15 protein-coding genes and 1 pseudogene are annotated in these 17,197 nt (G+C 72.0%); 7 read left to right on the top strand and 9 right to left on the bottom strand.

Translation table 11 applies throughout. The features are described from left to right. The 3 genes from ACW62_RS13195 to rhaI form a co-directional block, all read right to left on the bottom strand. Nucleotides 1-864: class II aldolase/adducin family protein (locus ACW62_RS13195; RefSeq protein WP_205629317.1), on the bottom strand; the 864-nt coding region annotated here is incomplete at its 3' end. Beyond that, nucleotides 861-1,211: an L-rhamnose mutarotase gene (locus ACW62_RS13190; RefSeq protein ID WP_053204554.1), complete on the bottom strand. Its 351-nt coding sequence runs from the start codon at nucleotides 1,209-1,211 to the stop codon at nucleotides 861-863. The genes ACW62_RS13195 and ACW62_RS13190, both read right to left, overlap by 4 nt. Nucleotides 1,212-1,213: 2 nt before the next feature. Further along, nucleotides 1,214-2,380 carry an L-rhamnose isomerase gene (gene rhaI, locus ACW62_RS13185; protein ID WP_053204553.1) on the bottom strand — a complete coding sequence of 389 codons (1,167 nt, stop codon included), beginning with the start codon at nucleotides 2,378-2,380 and terminating at the stop codon, nucleotides 1,214-1,216. Between the two features lie 125 nt (nucleotides 2,381-2,505). Here rhaI and ACW62_RS13180 point away from each other — a divergent pair, with 125 nt between their 5' ends. Beyond that, a complete protein-coding gene (locus ACW62_RS13180; RefSeq protein WP_053204552.1) occupies nucleotides 2,506-3,510 on the top strand; it encodes a LacI family DNA-binding transcriptional regulator in 1,005 nt (334 codons plus the stop codon). Nucleotides 3,511-3,544: 34 nt separating this feature from the next. Here the strand turns inward: ACW62_RS13180 and ACW62_RS13175 are convergent, their stop codons facing one another. From ACW62_RS13175 to ACW62_RS13160, 4 genes are all read right to left on the bottom strand, one after another. Then, complete coding sequence (locus tag ACW62_RS13175) at nucleotides 3,545-3,925, bottom strand: RidA family protein (protein WP_083459710.1); 381 nt, start codon at nucleotides 3,923-3,925, stop codon at nucleotides 3,545-3,547. A 16-nt stretch (nucleotides 3,926-3,941) separates the two neighbouring features. Continuing rightward, entirely contained in the window at nucleotides 3,942-4,820 is an 879-nt protein-coding gene (locus tag ACW62_RS13170; RefSeq protein WP_169792049.1) for a threonine ammonia-lyase, read from the bottom strand. Between the two features lie 532 nt (nucleotides 4,821-5,352). Continuing rightward, nucleotides 5,353-6,282 (bottom strand): hypothetical protein, encoded by a 930-nt coding sequence (locus ACW62_RS13165; RefSeq protein WP_053204549.1) that lies wholly within the window; start codon nucleotides 6,280-6,282, stop codon nucleotides 5,353-5,355. Continuing rightward, on the bottom strand, nucleotides 6,276-6,833 hold the full coding sequence (locus ACW62_RS13160; protein WP_157574721.1) for a hypothetical protein: 558 nt from the start codon (nucleotides 6,831-6,833) through the stop codon (nucleotides 6,276-6,278). Before ACW62_RS13160 ends, ACW62_RS13165 begins: the two co-directional genes overlap by 7 nt. Before the next feature lie 171 nt (nucleotides 6,834-7,004). Between ACW62_RS13160 and ACW62_RS13155 the strand changes: the two genes are divergently transcribed. The 5 genes from ACW62_RS13155 to ACW62_RS13135 all read left to right on the top strand — a co-directional run bounded on the left by ACW62_RS13155 (nucleotide 7,005) and on the right by ACW62_RS13135 (nucleotide 14,433). Further along, the gene (locus tag ACW62_RS13155; RefSeq protein WP_053204547.1) at nucleotides 7,005-9,281 is read left to right on the top strand and encodes a 5'-nucleotidase C-terminal domain-containing protein; all 2,277 of its coding nucleotides are present in this window, start codon (nucleotides 7,005-7,007) and stop codon (nucleotides 9,279-9,281) included. Between the two features lie 101 nt (nucleotides 9,282-9,382). Further along, complete coding sequence (locus tag ACW62_RS13150; RefSeq protein ID WP_053204546.1) at nucleotides 9,383-11,986, top strand: ExeM/NucH family extracellular endonuclease; 2,604 nt, start codon at nucleotides 9,383-9,385, stop codon at nucleotides 11,984-11,986. Nucleotides 11,987-12,066: 80 nt separating this feature from the next. Then, nucleotides 12,067-13,407, top strand: a complete 1,341-nt coding sequence (locus ACW62_RS13145; protein ID WP_053204545.1) for a dipeptidase — start codon at nucleotides 12,067-12,069, stop codon at nucleotides 13,405-13,407. Between the two features lie 10 nt (nucleotides 13,408-13,417). Continuing rightward, complete coding sequence (locus ACW62_RS13140) at nucleotides 13,418-13,975, top strand: DUF1697 domain-containing protein (RefSeq protein WP_053204544.1); 558 nt, start codon at nucleotides 13,418-13,420, stop codon at nucleotides 13,973-13,975. Between the two features lie 32 nt (nucleotides 13,976-14,007). Next, a complete protein-coding gene (locus ACW62_RS13135; protein WP_053204543.1) occupies nucleotides 14,008-14,433 on the top strand; it encodes a hypothetical protein in 426 nt (141 codons plus the stop codon). 35 nt (nucleotides 14,434-14,468) lie between these two features. On the opposite strand, the pseudogene ACW62_RS36515 reads toward ACW62_RS13135, so the two are convergent. Then, a pseudogene (locus tag ACW62_RS36515) lies at nucleotides 14,469-14,603 on the bottom strand (MerR family transcriptional regulator); the annotation flags it as partial. A gap of 29 nt (nucleotides 14,604-14,632) precedes the next feature. After that, the gene (locus ACW62_RS13130) at nucleotides 14,633-15,466 is read right to left on the bottom strand and encodes an SDR family NAD(P)-dependent oxidoreductase (RefSeq protein ID WP_053204542.1); all 834 of its coding nucleotides are present in this window, start codon (nucleotides 15,464-15,466) and stop codon (nucleotides 14,633-14,635) included. Nucleotides 15,467-15,544: 78 nt separating this feature from the next. Between ACW62_RS13130 and purF the strand changes: the two genes are divergently transcribed. Further along, nucleotides 15,545-17,125, top strand: a complete 1,581-nt coding sequence (gene purF, locus ACW62_RS13125; protein WP_053204541.1) for an amidophosphoribosyltransferase — start codon at nucleotides 15,545-15,547, stop codon at nucleotides 17,123-17,125. Nucleotides 17,126-17,197: the final 72 nt, after the last annotated feature.

The following is a 17,197-nucleotide window of genomic DNA, read 5'->3' as shown; positions in this document are numbered from 1 at the left end:
GAAATGATCCGGGCACGACGTCCCCCGCCCGGCCAGGTCGGGGTGCTTCTCCCGGGCCAGGAAGTCCAGCACGGTGTCGGTGTCGGTGAAGTGCCCGACCTGCGGCCGGTCCGTCGACACCAGGCCACGGATCAGCGGCGCGAGCGCGGCCGCCCGCGCCCTGCGTTCGGTCTCGGGCAGCGCCGCGTACCCGTCGACGACCGGGCCGAACGGGTCCGGCTTCCCGCGGGTGGCCAGGAAGTCTTCGGCGGTGCGGATCATCCACAACGAATTCTGTTCGCACTCGCCGGAGGTGGCGCCCCACGCGGTGATCCCGTGCCCGCCCAGCACGCAGCCGATCGCGTCCGGGTTCGCCTGCTTGATCGCGGCGATGTCGAGGCCCAACTGGAACCCCGGGCGCCGCCACCCCACCCACACCACCCGGTCGCCGAAACACTCCTTCGTCAACGCCTCCCCATCGGCCGCCGTCGCCAACGCGATCCCCGAATCCGGGTGCAGATGATCCACATGCGCCGCGTCCACCAGACCGTGCATCGCGGTGTCGATCGACGGGGCGGCGCCGCCCTTGCCGTGCAGGCAGTAGTCGAACGCGGCGACCATGTCGTCCTCCCGCTCCACCCCCGGATACACGTCCACCACCGCCCGCAGCCGATCCAGCCTGAGCACCGCCAACCCCGGCCCGGTCAGGGTGCCGAGGTCACCACCGGACCCCTTCACCCACAACAGCTCGACCTCACCACCGGTCACCGGATCCACCCCGGCACCCTTCGCCGACGTGTTCCCACCGGCATAATTCGTGTTCCGCGGATCCGACCCCAGCCGGTGACTCCGCCCGATCAACTCGGTGACGACAGGGTGGTTCATCGGTCCTCTTCTCGGGCGGCGGCGGCCAGTTGGTCGTCGAGGTTGAAGGCTTCGTCGAGGTACTGCCAGTTCTCGTCCGGACGGGCGCCGTGGGCGAACAGCCGCGCCATCTCGTCCTGCCAGCGGCGGTTGACGTCGGTGGCCTGGACGGCGGCCTGAGCCGCGTCGAGATCGTCGACCTCGGCGTAGCCGACCAGCAGGCCGTCGTCGCCGACGAAGATCGAGTAGTGGCGCCAGCCGGCGTCGCGCAGTGTCTCCAGCAGCTCCGGCCAGACCGCCGCGTGCCGGCGTCGGTACTCGTCGAGCTGGTCGGGGCGGACCTGCGACACGAAGCAGTACCGCGGCATCGTCAGGCTCCCCAGCCGGCCTGGGCACCGCCGACCCGCTCGGCGCTGATCGACGCGAAGTAGCCGGAGCGCTGGTAGGCGGCGATGGGGTCGGGGTCGAGGCCCTGCTCTTCGCGGAGCGTGGCGAGGAGCGGGCGGACGTCGGTGTTGTAGGCGTCCATCAGCACCGCGTTGGCGCCGAGCACGTCGCCGTCGGCCTGCGCCTTGGCCAGCGCGTCGGCGTCGACCAGCAGCGCCTTGGCCAGCGCCTCCTGGACGTTGAGCACCGAGCGGATGACCGCCGGGATCTTCGGCTCGATGTTGTGGCACTGGTCGAGCATGAAGTTGACGTGCGACTCGGGCCGGTGCGCGTCCTGCGCGACGATCTCGTGCAGGATGCGGAACAGCTGGAACGGGTCGGCGGCGCCGACCATGAGGTCGTCGTCGGCGTAGAACCGGGAGTTGAAGTCGAACGCCCCGAGCCGCCCGGCCCGCAGCAGCATCATCACGATGAACTCGATGTTCGTGCCGGGCGCGTGGTGGCCGGTGTCGAGCACGACGGTCGCGCGGTCGCCGAGCGCGAGGCAGTGCGTCAACGACGTGCCCCAGTCGGGGATGTCGGTGGCATAGAACGCCGGCTCGAAGAACTTGTATTCGAGCAGGATGCGGTGGTCGTCGTCGAGGGCGGCGTAGATGGTGGCCAGGGACTCGGCCAGCCGTTCCTGCCGGTCGCGCAGGGAGTCCTGGCCGGGGTAGTTGAGGCCGTCGGCGAGCCAGATCTTCAGGTCCGTCGAGCCGGTGGCGCGCAGGACGTCGATGCAGCGCAGGTGGTGGTCGACGGCCTTGGCGCGGACGCCGGGGTCGGGGTTGGCCAGCGAGCCGAGCTTGTAGTCGTCGTCCTGGAAGACGTTGCTGTTGATGGCGCCGATCTCGACGCCGAGGTCGTGGGCGTGCGCGGCCAGCTCGCCGAAGTCGTCGACGAGGTCCCACGGGATGTGCAGGGACACCCGCGGCGCCGAGCCGGTGTAGCGGTGCACCTGCGCGGCGTCGGCGATCTTCTCGAACGGGTCGCGCGGCACGCCCGGCTGGCCGAACACCTTGAACCGGGTGCCGGAGTTGGCGAACGCCCAGGAGGCGGTCTCGACCCCCAGGCCGCGGACGGCCGACCTGACCTCGTCGTGGGTTCTCATCTGCTGCCTCCAGCGGCCGTCTTTGAACCGATTCAGTGCTTCCGCCAAGCTACGTGATCCGGCGTCGGTGCGTCAACCGAGTGGGACGCCCCTTCGGGCCGCTGGCCAGCCGGTAAGCTGCGGCGATGGCTGGAGCCCCGAACATCCGCGAGGTGGCGCTGCGGGCCGGCGTGTCGGTGGGCACGGTGTCGAACGTCCTCAACCGGCCGGAGCTGGTCGCCGAGCCGACCCGCGAGCGGGTCCACGCCGCCATCGCCGAGCTGGGCTTCGTCCGCAACGACTCCGCCCGGCAGCTGCGGGTCGGCCGCAGCCGCACCCTCGGCCTCGTCGTGCTGGACGTCGCGAACCCGTTCTTCACCGACGTCGCCCGCGGCGTCGAGGACACCGCGAACCAGCACGGGCTCGCCGTCATCCTCTGCAACACCGACGAGGACCCGCTCAAGGAGGCATCCCACCTCGACCTGCTCGCCGAGATGCGGGTGCAGGGCGTGCTGATCAACCCGATCGACACCGACGGCCGCATCGCCGCGCTGCGCGACCGCGGCATCCCGGTCGTGCTGTTCGACCGGCGCGGCGACCCCGCGCTGGAGTGCTCCGTCGCCGTCGATGACGTGCTCGGCGGACGGCTCGCCGCGACCCACCTGATCGAGACCGGCCACCGCACCATCCAGTTCGTCGGCGGGCCGCTGACGCTGCAGCAGGTGCAGGAACGGTACGAGGGTGCGTCCGCGGTCGTGGCGGCGCACGACGACGTCGAGCTGACCGTCCTGACAACGACGGGGCTCAACGTGGCGGCCGGACGCGCGGCCGGCGACCGGCTGGCCGCCGCGGGCCGCGACGCGCTGCCGTCGGCGGTGTTCTGCGCCAACGACCTGGTGGCGCTCGGCGTGCTGCAGGCGCTGACCCACGCCGGGCTACGGGTGCCGCACGACGTCGCGATCGTCGGCTACGACGACATCGACTTCGCCGCCGCCGCGGCCGTCCCGTTGTCGTCGGTGCGCCAGCCCCGGCAACAACTCGGCCGGACGGCGGCTGAGCTGCTGCTCGCGGAGACCACGGAGGCCGAGCACGAGCATCGGCAGGTCGTGTTCGAGCCGGAACTGATCGTCCGCGACTCGTCGGCGCGCTAGCCCGTTCGCCGGTGTCCGTCCTCGATAGCGGGGGTCACGTTTCGGCGACCACGGCGATGCACTCGATCTCCACCTTGACACCCAGGGGGAGGGCGCCTGCCTGCACCGTGGTGCGCGCGGGGTAGGGGGTACTGAAGAAGGACGCGTAGATCTCGTTGACGGCGGCGAAGTCGTCGATGTCGCTGAGGAAGATCCGGCAATGTGTCACCGAGTTCCGGTCGGTGCCGGCCTGCTCGAGGAGATCGGCGATGTTCTCCAGCGTCATCCGCGTCTCGTCCTCGATGGTGCCGGGGTGGTAGGCGCCGTTCCGGATCGCGCCCTGGCCGGAGATGAAGACGAAGCGTCCAGTGGCGACGGTGGCGGGTGAGTAGGGCCCGACCGTTGCGGCGGTCTGGATGGCTGTCACTGGGCTCATGGTGGTGTTCCTCCTGTTACGCGTCGGCGCCCGTCAGGATTCGAGCGACGACGTCGTGGTCGATGTTGCCGCCCGAGCCGACGACGACGATCCGGGCGTGGGTGTCCTGGAGCTTCCTCGCGGCGGCGACCGCTGCCGCTGCCGCGCCTTCCACCAGCAGCTTGGTCTCCCGGGCAACGAGCCGCAGAGCAGCCGCGGTCTCGGCGATGCTGACGACGACCGAACCGGCCAGGTTCTGCTCGGCATGTGGCCAGATCTGGGCGAACACGGCGCGGCCGCCGATGCCGTCGACGAAGCTGCGAGCGCGGTCCGGCTCCACGGGGTGACCAGCCGCCCGTGCGAGGGCGAAGGGCGCGGCCGTCTCGACCTCGGCTGCGTACACCGGAGCCGTGCACCCGGCGGCCCGCAGACCCAGGTACACCCCCAGCACCAGGCCGCCACCGCCGAAGGGGACGACAACGGCGTCGACGCCGGGCTCCTGAGCGGCGATCTCCAGGCCGATCACCGCGTTGCCGGCGATCACCGCCGGATCGCAGAAGGGGTGGACGAACAGTCCGTCGGCGAACGCGGCGGACCCGCCGTCCACCATCGCCTGCCACCACGCGTCGAACGGAACCGAGACGACCTCTGCCCCCAGGTCGGCGATCCGGGCGGTCTTGGCCGCCGGCGCGGTCTCGGGAACGATGGCGACCGCTCGAATGCCGAGGCGCTCGGCATGCCAGGCCATCGCGAGTGCCATGTTGCCCGCGCTCGCGGTGTAGACGAACGGCGGCCGATCGCCCGGCAGGTGGGACAGGAGGTTGCCCGCCCCCCGGACCTTGAACGAGCCGGTGGGCTGCAGGCACTCGGCCTTGATGGCGATGGACGAATCGGGGGCACTGGCGAGGCGGAGCATCGGGGTGTGGTCGGCGACTCCGGCCAGCCGGTCGGCGGCACGTCGTATCTCGGCCACACCCGGCAGCCCGAGTGCTTCCATGGAGATCCTCCCATTGGTTGCCCGCAGACGCTAAGCCCTAGGTGATGCCGCCGTCCGCTTCACTACGTTGAGATCTGCCGCCCGCAGCCTCGACAAATGTCGAACCGGCGGGTGGCTGTCGCGCTGCTGCACGGGTTCCCGGGATGGGAACGCAGCGGCGACATCGCGCAGGCGCTGCGCCGGGCCGGATTCGGCGTGCTCGTGTTCCACTAGCGCGGGTGCTGGGGCATGCCCGGCGCGTGGTCGTGGGCGAACACGCTCGCCGACACCGTGGCGGTGCTCGACGCGGTGCTCGGCTCCGACGCGACCGGCTATCCGCGTCGTCGCCTCGATCGCCGGATTCGACTTCGGCGCGGTCGCCGCCCGACTCCGCGCCGACCGCTGGAGCCTGCGGGCGCTCTCACCCGTCTACGCCGGCCGGCACGTCCTGCTGGTCGGAACCGGCCGTTGGTCAGTCCTCGACGATGGCCTGGATCTCGGCTACCGGGATGGGGGTCGCCTGCCACGGCGTCTCGAACACGGCCGGTACGCCGGGGATGTCCATGACCGTGCCGTTGAACTCGAACCGCACCGTGTAGACCAGCCGCGCCTGACCCTCGTACGCCGGCTGTCCGTCGACCGTCGCGGTGCCGTCGACCGACGCCTTGGGGTAGACGTAGCTGCAGGCGTCGCTCTGGGCGACCGTGAACGGGCAGGTCAGCATCGCCGAGCCGTCGCCGGGCTGCACTTCGAGCCGTTCCGGCGTCGCGATGGCGACCAGCCCGGCCGCCGACGTGCCGGTGATCTCGCCGTCGGTGGCGCCCTCGGCCCAGTACCAGGTGTCGAGCGTGACGTACGCGCGCTGCGGCGGGTTGAAGGCGAGGTCGAAGTCGGGCGCCACCAGCGCGCCGAAGGCCTGGATGGCCTCCTGCTCCCAGTTGATGACGTCCTCGGGTGGGTCGAGCCAGAGGTACTCGTTGCTGACGAGGGCCTCCTCGGGGGGCTGCGTGAAGCAGGCCTGGTTGGCGTAGACCGCGTCCTCGGGCGCGTCGGCCGGCTTCTCCGGCCAGTCCTCCTCCTCGGGCGCCGACGGCGGCGGGCTGAAGACGTAGCAGCTCAGCTCGCCGTCGCAGAAGGACCAGTCGTAGTTGAACTGCTCTTCGCGGCCGAGATAGCACTCGGGCTCGGTGTTGCCGTCGCCGCCGCCATCGCCGTCGTCCTCTTCTTCACCACCGTCGTCGCCGGTGCAGGTGTTGATGTACTCCCAGACACCGGGACTGGTCTCGACGTGCTGCATGCAGTCGTCGGCGGCCGCGGGGGTCACTTGTACGGCGGTGATCACCATGGTCCCCACCACGGTGACGGCCGCCAGCAGCAGGCCGGTGAGCCGGCGGGTCAGCATGAGACGTCGCCCTCCACTTCGATCGGGTCGCCGATCAGCCATGAGTCGTCGAGGAACAGCACCTGGAACTGCACGGGATACACCGTCGGCTTGTCCGGGTTGGCGGGCAGCGGCTCGCCGTTCTGTGACCCCACCCACGCGCTGTCGTCGACGCACGAGGTGACGGTGCCCGTCTCGCCGTCGATCGAAACCGTGGTGTCGTACACACGCGGCTCGCCGGAGAAGACGATGCCCTCCTGCTCGTACGTGCGCGCGGTCTGCTGGTGCAGCGCGATGGTCGACTCGGTGGCGACGCCGGCGAACGCGGCGGGGCTGTCGTCGGGGCCGTTGACCGACTGGATGCGGGCGTCCCAGTACCGCTCGTACGCGTCGACGACGGCGGCCTCGGCGTCGCCGCCCGCGGGGGGATCGCCGGACGGCTGGTCCGTCGGCGCCGCCGTGGGGGTGTCGTCGAGACCGGCCGGCTCGTCGCCGCCGGACGAACACGCGGCGAGCACCGCGACGGCGGCCGCGGCGGCCAGCGTGCGGGCGAGGATCGGGGACGTCGTCACGACCCCGACCATAACGGAGCCGACCGACAGCTTGTCACGAATACATCTCGAAGGCCGGACCTGTTGACGGGTGGCCGGGGTCACGACCAGCCTGTGCCGTGGTGTATGCCCTCCGTTCACCCTGCGGAGATAGCGTCACCGCCGTCAAACTGCCATGTAGGGGGTAGAAATATGCGCCTGAACAGGCGTTTCCACCGTGCCCTTGGTGCTGCTGCCGCTCTGGGGCTGGCGGGGGTCGGGCTCACCGCCGTCCCCGCCCAGGCTGCCGAGGTCCAGATCGACGTTCTCGGCATCAACGACTTCCACGGCCGCATCAGCGCCGACGGACAGGCCGCGGGCGCCGCAGTGCTCGCGGGCGCCGTCGCCGAGGTGAGCGGCCCGAACACCGTCTTCGCCGCCGCGGGCGACCTCATCGGCGCGTCGACGTTCACCTCGTTCATCCAGCAGGACAACCCGACCATCGACGCGTTGAGCGACGCCGGGCTGGACGTCAGTGCCGTCGGCAACCACGAGTTCGACCAGGGCTACTGCGACCTCATCGACCGCGTCATCCCGCGCGCGGGATGGGAGTACATCGGCGCCAACGTGACGGTCGCCGACGGCGCCGCCACCGGCTGCGAGACGGCCAACGAGATCGCGCCGACCTGGACCGAGACGTTCGACGGCGTCACCGTCGGCTTCGTCGGCGCGGTCACCGAGCACCTGCCCGAGCTGGTCAGCCCGAGCGGCATCGAGGCGCTCGAGGTCGGCGACATCGTCGAGGCGACGAACGCCTCCGCGGCCGAGCTGAAGGCCGGCGGCGCCGACATCGTCGTGCTGCTCGTCCACGAGGGCGCGGCCACGACGTCCGTCGAGTCCGCCACCGACCCGGCCAGCGACTTCGGCGCGATCGTCACCGGCGTGAGCGCCGACGTCGACGCCATCGTCTCCGGCCACACCCACCTCGCGTACAACCACGCGATCGAGGTGCCGGAGTGGGCCGACCGTGAGGTCACCACCCGCCCGGTCGTGAGCGCCGGCCAGTACGGCTACAACCTCAACAAGCTCAGCTTCACCTACGACACCGACGCGGGCGCGGTCATGGCTGTCAGCTCCGACATCATCCCGCTGACCGAGCAGAACGAGGACGGCTCGTGGAGCCCGCTGTTCCCGGCGGACCAGGCGATCGCCGAGGACGTCGCGGCGGCTGAGGACGCGGCGGCGGAACTGGGCGCGCAGCCGCTCGGCGACATCACCGCCGACTTCAACCGCGCCGTCCAGAACACGCCCGAGGGTGAGGACGAGGCGCCGGAGAACCGCGGCGGCGAGTCGACGCTCGGCAACTTCGTCGCCGACGTCCAGCTGGCCGCGGCCCGCGTGACCGACCTCGACGCGCAGATCGCGTTCATGAACCCGGGCGGCCTGCGCGCGGACATGGAGTTCGCGAGCACCGGCGAGAACGACCCGGACGGCAACGTCACCTACCAGGAGGCGGCGCTGGTCCAGCCGTTCGCCAACACGCTCGTCACCACGACGCTCACGGGCGAGCAGATCGCCCAGGTGCTGGAGGAGCAGTGGCAGCCCGCGGGCGCGTCGCGTCCGTTCCTCAAGCTGGGCGTCTCGCGGGAGCTCACCTACACCTACGACCCGGCCGCGGCGCCGGGCGAGCGCATCACGTCGATGTCGTTGGTCGGCAACCCGGTCGAGCCCGACGGGGAGTACCGCGTCGTCGTCAACTCGTTCCTGGCCTCCGGCGGCGACAACTTCGCCACCCTGGCGCAGGGCAGCAACCCGACCGACACCGGCCAGGTCGACCTGCAGGCGATGGTGTCCTACCTGGGCGAGAACTCGCCGGCCTCGCCGGACCTCGCCCAGCGGGCCGTCGGCGTCAGCTGGGTGTCCGACCCCGAGGCCGTCTACGAGACCGGCGACGAGATCGCCGTCGACCTGTCGTCGCTGCTGTTCAGCAACGGCGAGCCGGTCGACGCGACGGCGACGGTGACGCTGGCCGGCCAGGAAGTGGGCAAGGTCGACGTCGACCCGGCCATCGTCGACACCACCGACGAGGTCGGCCGGGCGCAGGTTCGCGTCACGGTCCCGGCGATCACGGCCGACTCCGCCAAGGAGGCGGCCGAGACGACCCTCGTGGTCGAGCTGGCCGAGACCGGTACGACGGTCACCCTGCCCGTGACGGTCGACTTCGGCGACGACCCCGGCACCGATGACGGTGACGAGAACGGCGACGAGAACGGCGCCGAGAACGGCGATGAGAACGGCACCGACAACGGCGCCGACGAGAACGGCACCGAGGACGGCACCGAGAACGGCGAGGAACTGCCCGACACCGGTTCGTCCGGCGTGCTCTGGTGGGTCATCGGCGGCGTCGTGGTGCTCGCGCTGGGTGGCGGCCTGTTCGCCCTCTCGCGGCGCAAGAGCGCCGGCACCGGCTCCGGCGACCCCGAGGCCTGACGGCCGCACCGGCCGAGCCACACCGATCGTGGCGCCCCGCACACCCCGGCGGGGCGCCACGTCATCCGAGGTCCGATCCCTCGACCCGAAAGGTGCGATCGATGCACTCGACCCGACGCCCTCTCCGCTGGCTCGCGGCGGTCGCCGCGGCCGGCCTGGCCGGCGCGAGCCTGGCCGCGGTGCCCCTCCTCCCGGCCGGCGCGGCCGAAGGCGACCCGTTCATCAGCGAGCTCCACTACGACAACGCCGGCGCCGACACCGGTGAGGCGATCGAGATCCAGGCCGACCCGGGCGCCGACCTCTCCGGCTGGCAGCTCGTCCTCTACAACGGCAACGGCGGCGCGCCGTACAACACCCGCACGCTCAGCGGCGCCGTCCCGGCGGCCGGGGTGGTCGTCGCGACGTACCCCACCGACGGCATCCAGAACGGCTCGCCCGACGGCATCGCGCTGGTCCGGCCGGACGGCAGCGTCGCGGAGTTCCTCTCCTACGAGGGCGGCATGACGGCGGTCGGCGGCCCGGCGAACGGCATGGCCGCCGTCGACATCGGCGTGTCCGAGGCCAGCTCGACGCCGGTCGGCCAGTCGCTGCAGCAGGTCCAGGGCGCCTGGACCGGGCCGCTGGCGCACACGTTCGGCGCGCTCAACAGCGGCGGCGGCGACCCGGATCCGGACCCGGAGCCGGCCACGATCGCGCAGATCCAGGGCACCGGCGCCGCCTCCCCGCTGGCCGGAACGACCGTCGTCACCAGCGGCGTCGTCACGGCCACGTACCCGAGCGGCGGGTTCGGCGGCTACTACGTCCAGACGCCGGGCAGCGGCGGCGACGCGGCGCGGACGGCGTCCGACGCGGTGTTCGTCTTCTCGCCGTCGACCGCGGGCCAGGTCGAGATCGGCGACCACGTTCGGGTCACCGGCGAGGTCACCGAGTACTTCGGGCTGACCGAGATCGAGCTGGCCGCCGACGGGCTGGAGACGCTCACCGAGCCGGCCGAGGCGGTCAAGCCGGTGCCGTTCACGCTGCCCACGACGGACGCCGGCCGCGAGGTCTACGAGGGCATGCTGGTCCGCCCGGCCGACGGCTACGTCGTCTCCGACACGTTCCAGCTGGGCGGCTTCGGCAGCACCGCGTTCGGCTCGATCGGCCTGGGCTTCGGCGGCCCGCTGGTGCAGGAAACCGAGATCGCCGCCCCCGGGACGCCCGAGTTCGACGAGGCGGCCGCCGACAACGCCGCCCGCGCCGTCACGCTCGACGACGGCCAGTCCAACCGGACGGCGACCAGCAGCCAGGTGCCGTACCTCACGAACGCGGACCCGGCCCGCACCGGGGCCGGGGTCGCGTTCCAGGACGACGTGATCTTCGACTTCCGGTTCCAGTGGAACTTCCAGCCCACGTCGCCGGTGAACGGCCCGGCGCCGGACGTGGTGAGCTTCGGCACCGGCAACACCCGCGAGGCGAACGCCGCCCCGCAGGAGGTCGGCGGCGACCTGAAGATCTCCGCGTTCAACGTGCTGAACTACTTCACCACCCTGGGCGTCGACGTGCCCGGCTGCCAGGCGTTCACCGACCGCGCCGGCACCCCGATCACCGTCTCCGGCGGCTGCGACGCCCGCGGCGCCTGGGACGAGACGAACCTGGAGCGGCAGGAGGCGAAGATCGTCGCGGCCATCAACGGTCTCGGCGCCGACGTCGTCTCGCTGCAGGAGATCGAGAACTCGGCCGTGTTCGGCCAGGACCGTGACGTCGCGCTGGCCACGCTGGTCGACGCGCTCAACGCCGACGCCGGCGCGGACACCTGGGCGTTCGTGCCGTCGCCGGCCGCACTGCCGAGCGACGAGGACGTCATCCGCACCGCGTTCATCTACCGGACGGCCGTGGTCGAGCCGGTCGGCGAGTCGGTGATCCTCATCGACGACCCGGCCTTCCACAACGCCCGCGAGCCGCTGGCGCAGGAGTTCCGGGCGCTCGGCACCGGCTACGAGTTCAACGCGATCGTCAACCACTTCAAGTCCAAGGGCGGCGACTGCGGCGACCTGCCGGAGGGCTGCTTCGACGCCGACCGGACGGCGCAGGCAGCGGCCCTGGTGGCGTTCGCCGGCGAGCGGGCCGCGGCGACGGGGACGGACGACGCGTTCCTGCTCGGCGACTTCAACTCCTACAGCGGTGAGAACCCGATGCGGGCGCTGTACGACGCCGGTTACACCGACCTCAACAACGAGTTCGCCGGCGAGCACACCTACGTGTTCGACGGCAGGGTCGGCTCGCTGGACCACGTGCTGGCCAGCCCGTCGGTCACCGACGCGGGGCTGGTCACCGGCGCCGACGTGTGGAACATCAACTCGGTGGAGTCGGTGCTGTTCGAGTACTCGCGGTTCAACTACTTCGCCAGCGAGCTGTTCCAGCCGGGCGCCGTCTACCGGGCCAGCGACCACGACCCGATCCTGGTCGGCGTCCAGACGCCGGTCACGTTCGACGGTGTCCGCTCGGTGGTGGAGGACTACGCCGAGGACGGCGTCGTCAACCGGTCGCTGGCGGCCCAGTTGCTCGCGCACCTGGCGACCGCCGAGCGGCTGGCCGGCCGCGGCCTGACCGGGGCCGCCGGCACGTCGCTGGACCGGTTCGTCGCGGTGGCCGAGCGGGTGAGCGACGCGGACGCCCGCGCCGCGCTCGTCGCGGCCGCCGAGGAGCTGCGCGACCAGCTCTGACGCACGCGCACGACCGGGGCCGTCCTTCCGTCTGGGAGGGCGGCCCCGGCCTGTCGGTGACGGCACCTAGGGTGTGTGGCATGACCGATCTCCGTGCCGCCGTCGAGGCCGTCCTCCCGTCCGTGCGCGCCGACCTCGAGCGGCTGGTGCGCATCCCCAGCGTCAGCGCCGACCCGGCCCGGGCCGGCGACGTCCTCGCCAGCGCCGAGGCCGTGGCCGAGCTGGCCCGCGGCGCCGGAGCCGCGCAGGCCGACGTCGTCAGCGCGGCCGGTGGGCGACCCGCCGTCATCGCCAGCTGGCCGGCACCGGAGGGCGCGCCCACCGTCCTGCTGTACGCCCACCACGACGTGCAGCCCACGGGCCCCCGCGACGGCTGGACCAGCGACCCGTTCGAGCCGGTCGAGCACGACGGCCGGCTCTTCGGCCGCGGCGTCTCCGACGACAAGGCCGGCGTCGCCACCCACATCGCGGCGCTGCGCGCGTTCGCCGCCCCCCCGCCGGTCGGTGTCGTGCTGTTCGTCGAGGGCGAGGAGGAGATCGGCTCGCCCACGTTCACGCCGTTTCTCGAGGCCCACCGCGACCGCCTGTCCGCCGACGTCATCGTGGTCGCCGACTCCGCCAACTGGACCGCCGAGGTCCCCGCACTCACCACCAGCCTGCGCGGCGGCGTCGACTGCCTGGTCACGCTGCGGGTGCTGGAGAAGTCGGTGCACTCCGGCGCGTTCGGCGGCCCGGTCATCGACGCGCTCACCGCGCTGACCCGGCTGCTGGCCACGCTGCACGACGACAAGGGCGACGTCGCCATCGCCGGGCTGCTCACCACCGACGCGGCCGACGTCGACTACCCCGAGCAGCGCTTCCGCGCCGACGCCGGTGTCCTCGACGGCGTCCAGTTGATGGGCAGCGGCTCGCTGCTCGACCGGCTCTGGACCCGGCCCACCGCGTCGGTGCTGGCCATCGATGCGCCGGCGGTCGCCGACGCCGCGAACATCCTGGTGCACGAGGCGCGCGCCAAGGTCAGCGTCCGCATCGCACCCGACCAGGACCCGCGGGCCGCGCTCGACGCGCTGGAGGCGCACCTGCGCGAGCACGTCGAGTTCGGCGTCCAGATCGAGATCACCGAGGGCATGGTCGGCGGCGGCTGCGCCCTGCCGACGGAGGGGCCGGTCGTCGAGGCGGCCGAGGCGGCGCTCACCGAGGCGTTCGGCGTCACGTCGGTGCGCACCGGCATGGGTGGCTCCATCCCGTTCATCGCCGAGTTCGAGCAGACCTTCCCCGACGCCACCGTCCTGGTCACCGGCATGGGCGACCCCCTCAGCGGCCCGCACGGCCTGAACGAGAGCCTCGACCTCGCGATGTTCGCCAAGGGCTGCCTGGCCGAGACGCTGCTGCTCGACCGGCTGGCCCGGCTGCCGCGGTAGGGCCGAGCCGGTGTCGCGGCACGTCGCGCTGCTCCGGGGCATCAACGTCGGAGGCCGGAACAAGGTGGTGATGGCCGAGCTGCACGCGCTCGTCGCGGGGCTCGGCCACACCGACGTCGCCACCTACATCAACAGCGGCAACGTCGTCTTCGCCAGCGGTACGCCCGGCGCCGAACGCGACGAGCTGGAGGCGGCCATCGAGGGCGCCATCCGGGACCGGCTGGGCCTCGACATCGCCGTCCTCGTCCGCACCCACGACGAGCTGGTGGCCGCCGTCGACGCCAACCCGTTCCCCGGCGCCGAGCCCAACCGGCTGCTGCTGAGCTTCCTGCGCACGCAGCCCGACGCGGAGCGGTACGCGGCCGCCGGACGGGTCGACTCCGGCGCCGACGAGTTCCGCCTCGTCGGCACGACGCTGTACCTGCACGTTCCCGGCGGCGCCGGACGCAGCAAGCTGGCCGCCGCGCTGAGCCGGCCGGCGCTCGGCGTGGCGACGTCGCGAAATCTGGCCACTGTCCGCACGCTCGTGCAACTGTCACAAGATTCGGAAAACCGTCGTTCGAACTGAACGACGGGCGCCCCCGCTGTCAGACTGCGGCCATGGAGAACGAGGCCATCCTGCTGCAGGTGCGCGACGGCGATCTGGTCGGCGTCGGCTCCTGGGTCTACGTGTGGCTGCGGGCGGGCGCCGACCGCCCGGTCGTCTACGTCGGCAGCACGGGCGTGCCGCCGGTGGTGCGCACCTGGCTGCACCTGCACGACAGCGACCCCGACGTCGGCCGGCTGCTGGCGCGCTATCCCGATGTCGCGCGCGACCCGCTGGATGTGCTCGCGTTCCCTGTACCGCCCCGCTTGGACCGTGCTGCGGTGAAGGCGGCGCTGGTCGACCGGCTGGAGTCGCGCGGGCTGCTGTCCGAGCGGTACGTCGGCGACCCGCCGGGCCTGCTCACAGCGAACGGCGCCGTCGCGCCCGCCGTCGAGTGGATGGTCGGGCAGGTGGCCGCGCACGCCGACGTCGGCGGCTGACTCTTGGTGCGGCCATGGGAGCAGAAAGAGCGCCATCACCGCTGAGTGCGGTAGCGGCGCTGCCGGCAGGCGGGCGAGCAGTACCGACGGGGCCGGCCGCGGGCCGGCTGGGTGAGCGGCGCCGCGCAGACGACACACCGGCCCGCTGCCGCGGCAGTTTCGTCACGCGCGTCGTTCCGTGGTCATGGCGCGGCGCCAGTCAGTTGCGCTGGGTCAGCGCCTGCGCGACCAGCAGGTCGGACAGCTCGCGCAGCCGCCGCCGGGCGTCCGGGTCGAGCGCCTGCGCGTGCGGCGCCGTCGCCATGGTCTGGTCGAAGTAGACGCCGCTGACGTCGGCCAGCTCCGGGTCGGCGACCAGCCGCAGCGTCGCCTCGCCGCCGTCGTGCAGCGTGCTCAGCGGCGTCAACTCGGCCTCGCGCACCATCGACGTCGCCATCAGCGTGGCCGGGTGCAGCGTGTTCGCCGTGACGCCGGTGCCGCGCAGTTCGTCGGCGAGGTCGAGGGTGAACATGATCTGCGCGAGCTTGCTCTGCCGGTACGCGCGGTAACCGTCGTAGCCGTGGTCGAGCATGGGGTCGTCGAAGTCGATCGGGGCCTGGCCGATCGAGGCGACGTTGACGATGCGCGCGGGCGCCGCCGCGACCAGCGCCGGCAGCAGCCGGCGGGTCAGGTGGTAGCCGGCCAGGTAGTTGACCGCGAACCGCAGCTCGACGCCGTCAGGGCTCAGTTCGCGCCCGCCGCCCGGCTCGCCGAACCCGACCGCCGCGTTGTTGACCAGCACGTCCAGGCCGGCAAAGCGGCCGAGCACCTCGTCGGCCAGCCGGTCGACCTGGCCGAGGTCGGCGAGGTCGGCCCGCACGACGCCGAGCGGCTCGCGTCCGCCCTCGGCCCGGATCTCGCGGGCGGTGTCGTCCAGACGCGCCGGGTTTCGCCCGTGCAGGACGACGCCGACGCCCGACGTCGCCAGCCGCAGTGCGAGCCATCGGCCCAGGCCATCGGTCGCGCCGGTGATCAATACCGTCGTGGGGCTCATGTCCTTAGGCAACCACCTTGCGCCCCGGTGTTCTTCCCTCGGCTCGCAATCCCGGTCCCGCTCCGTACACTGGGTGCCGTGGCCCGGGGCGATGGACGACTCACGCACGACATCAACCCACAGGAGAAGGGTCCGCAGGACGCCTGCGGCATCTTCGGGGTGTGGGCACCCGACGAAGAGGTCGCCAAGCTCACCTACTTCGCGCTGTACGCGCTGCAGCACCGGGGCCAGGAGTCGGCCGGCATCGCCGTCGGCAACGGCGAGCAGATCCTCGTCTACAAGGACATGGGCCTGGTCAGCCAGGTCTTCGACGAGTCCACGCTGAACACCCTGGTTGGCCACGTCGCCGTCGGGCACACCCGCTACTCCACCACCGGCGGCAGCCACTGGCAGAACGCGCAGCCGACCCTCGGCGCCACGCCGGCCGGCACCGTCGCGCTCGCCCACAACGGCAACCTCACCAACACCGCCGAGCTGCTCGAGCTCGTGCACGAGCGGGTGGGCGCCGCCAGCGGCGAGCTGCGTTACGGCAACACCACCGACACCGCGCTGATCACCGCGCTGATGGGCTCGTACGCCGACCGCACGCTCGAAGAGAGCGCAGGCGAGGTGCTGGCGCAGGCGCGCGGCGCGTTCTCGCTGGTGTTCTCCGACGAAGACACCCTCTACGCCGCGCGCGACCCGCAGGGCGTCCGTCCGCTCGTCCTGGGCCGGCTGGAGCGCGGCTGGGTGGTGGCCAGCGAGACCGCCGCGCTCGACATCGTCGGCGCCTCGTTCATCCGCGAGGTCGAGCCCGGCGAGCTGGTGGCCATCGACGCCGACGGCCTGCGTTCGCACCGCTTCGCCGCGGCGGCGCCGAAGGGCTGCCTGTTCGAGTTCGTCTACCTCGCCCGGCCCGACACCCACATCTCCGGCCGTTCGGTGCACGAGACCCGCGTCGAGGTGGGCCGGCGGCTGGCCGGTGAGCACCCGGCCGACGCCGACCTCGTCATCCCGGTGCCCGAGTCCGGCACCCCGGCCGCCGTCGGCTACGCCGAGGCCTCCGGCATCCCGTACGGCATGGGGCTGGTCAAGAACGCCTACGTCGGCCGCACCTTCATCCAGCCGTCGCAGACGCTGCGCCAGCTGGGCATCCGGCTCAAGCTGAACCCGTTGCGCGAGATCGTGGCCGGCAAGCGGCTGGTCGTCGTCGACGACTCCATCGTGCGCGGCAACACCCAGCGGGCGCTGGTGCGCATGCTGCGCGAGGCCGGCGCCGCCGAGGTGCACGTGCGCATCTCCAGCCCGCCGGTCAGCTGGCCGTGCTTCTACGGCATCGACTTCGCGTCCCGGGCCGAACTGATCGCCACCGGCCTGTCCACCGACGAGATCTGCCGGTCCATCGGCGCCGACTCGCTCGGCTACGTGTCGCTGGACGCGCTGATCGAGGCATCGACGGTGCCGAAGAACGACCTCTGCCGCGCCTGCTTCGACGGCGTCTACCCGATCGAGCCGCCGGCCCGCGCCGGGAAGGACCTCCTGGAGCAGGACCCCATCCCCGGCTGCGAGACCCCCGACCGCGACGGCCTGGCGCGAGCCGCGTCACTCGGCGATCCCGCCGACGGCCTGAACTCCCTGCTCAGCGCCGGTGGAGCCGCCGATGCACTGCGGCGTCCGTGAGGCGGGGTTGTGACAAAACGCCCGAAATGTGGTTGCCTGCTCCTCGGTCACGAAATGGTATCGAGCTGAGGA

This window comes from Jiangella muralis (genome assembly GCF_001270745.1).
GTDB lineage: Bacteria > Actinomycetota > Actinomycetes > Jiangellales > Jiangellaceae > Jiangella > Jiangella muralis.
Note: the sequence above shows the minus strand (reverse complement) of the source record. Positions and strands in the feature narration are given on the sequence as shown.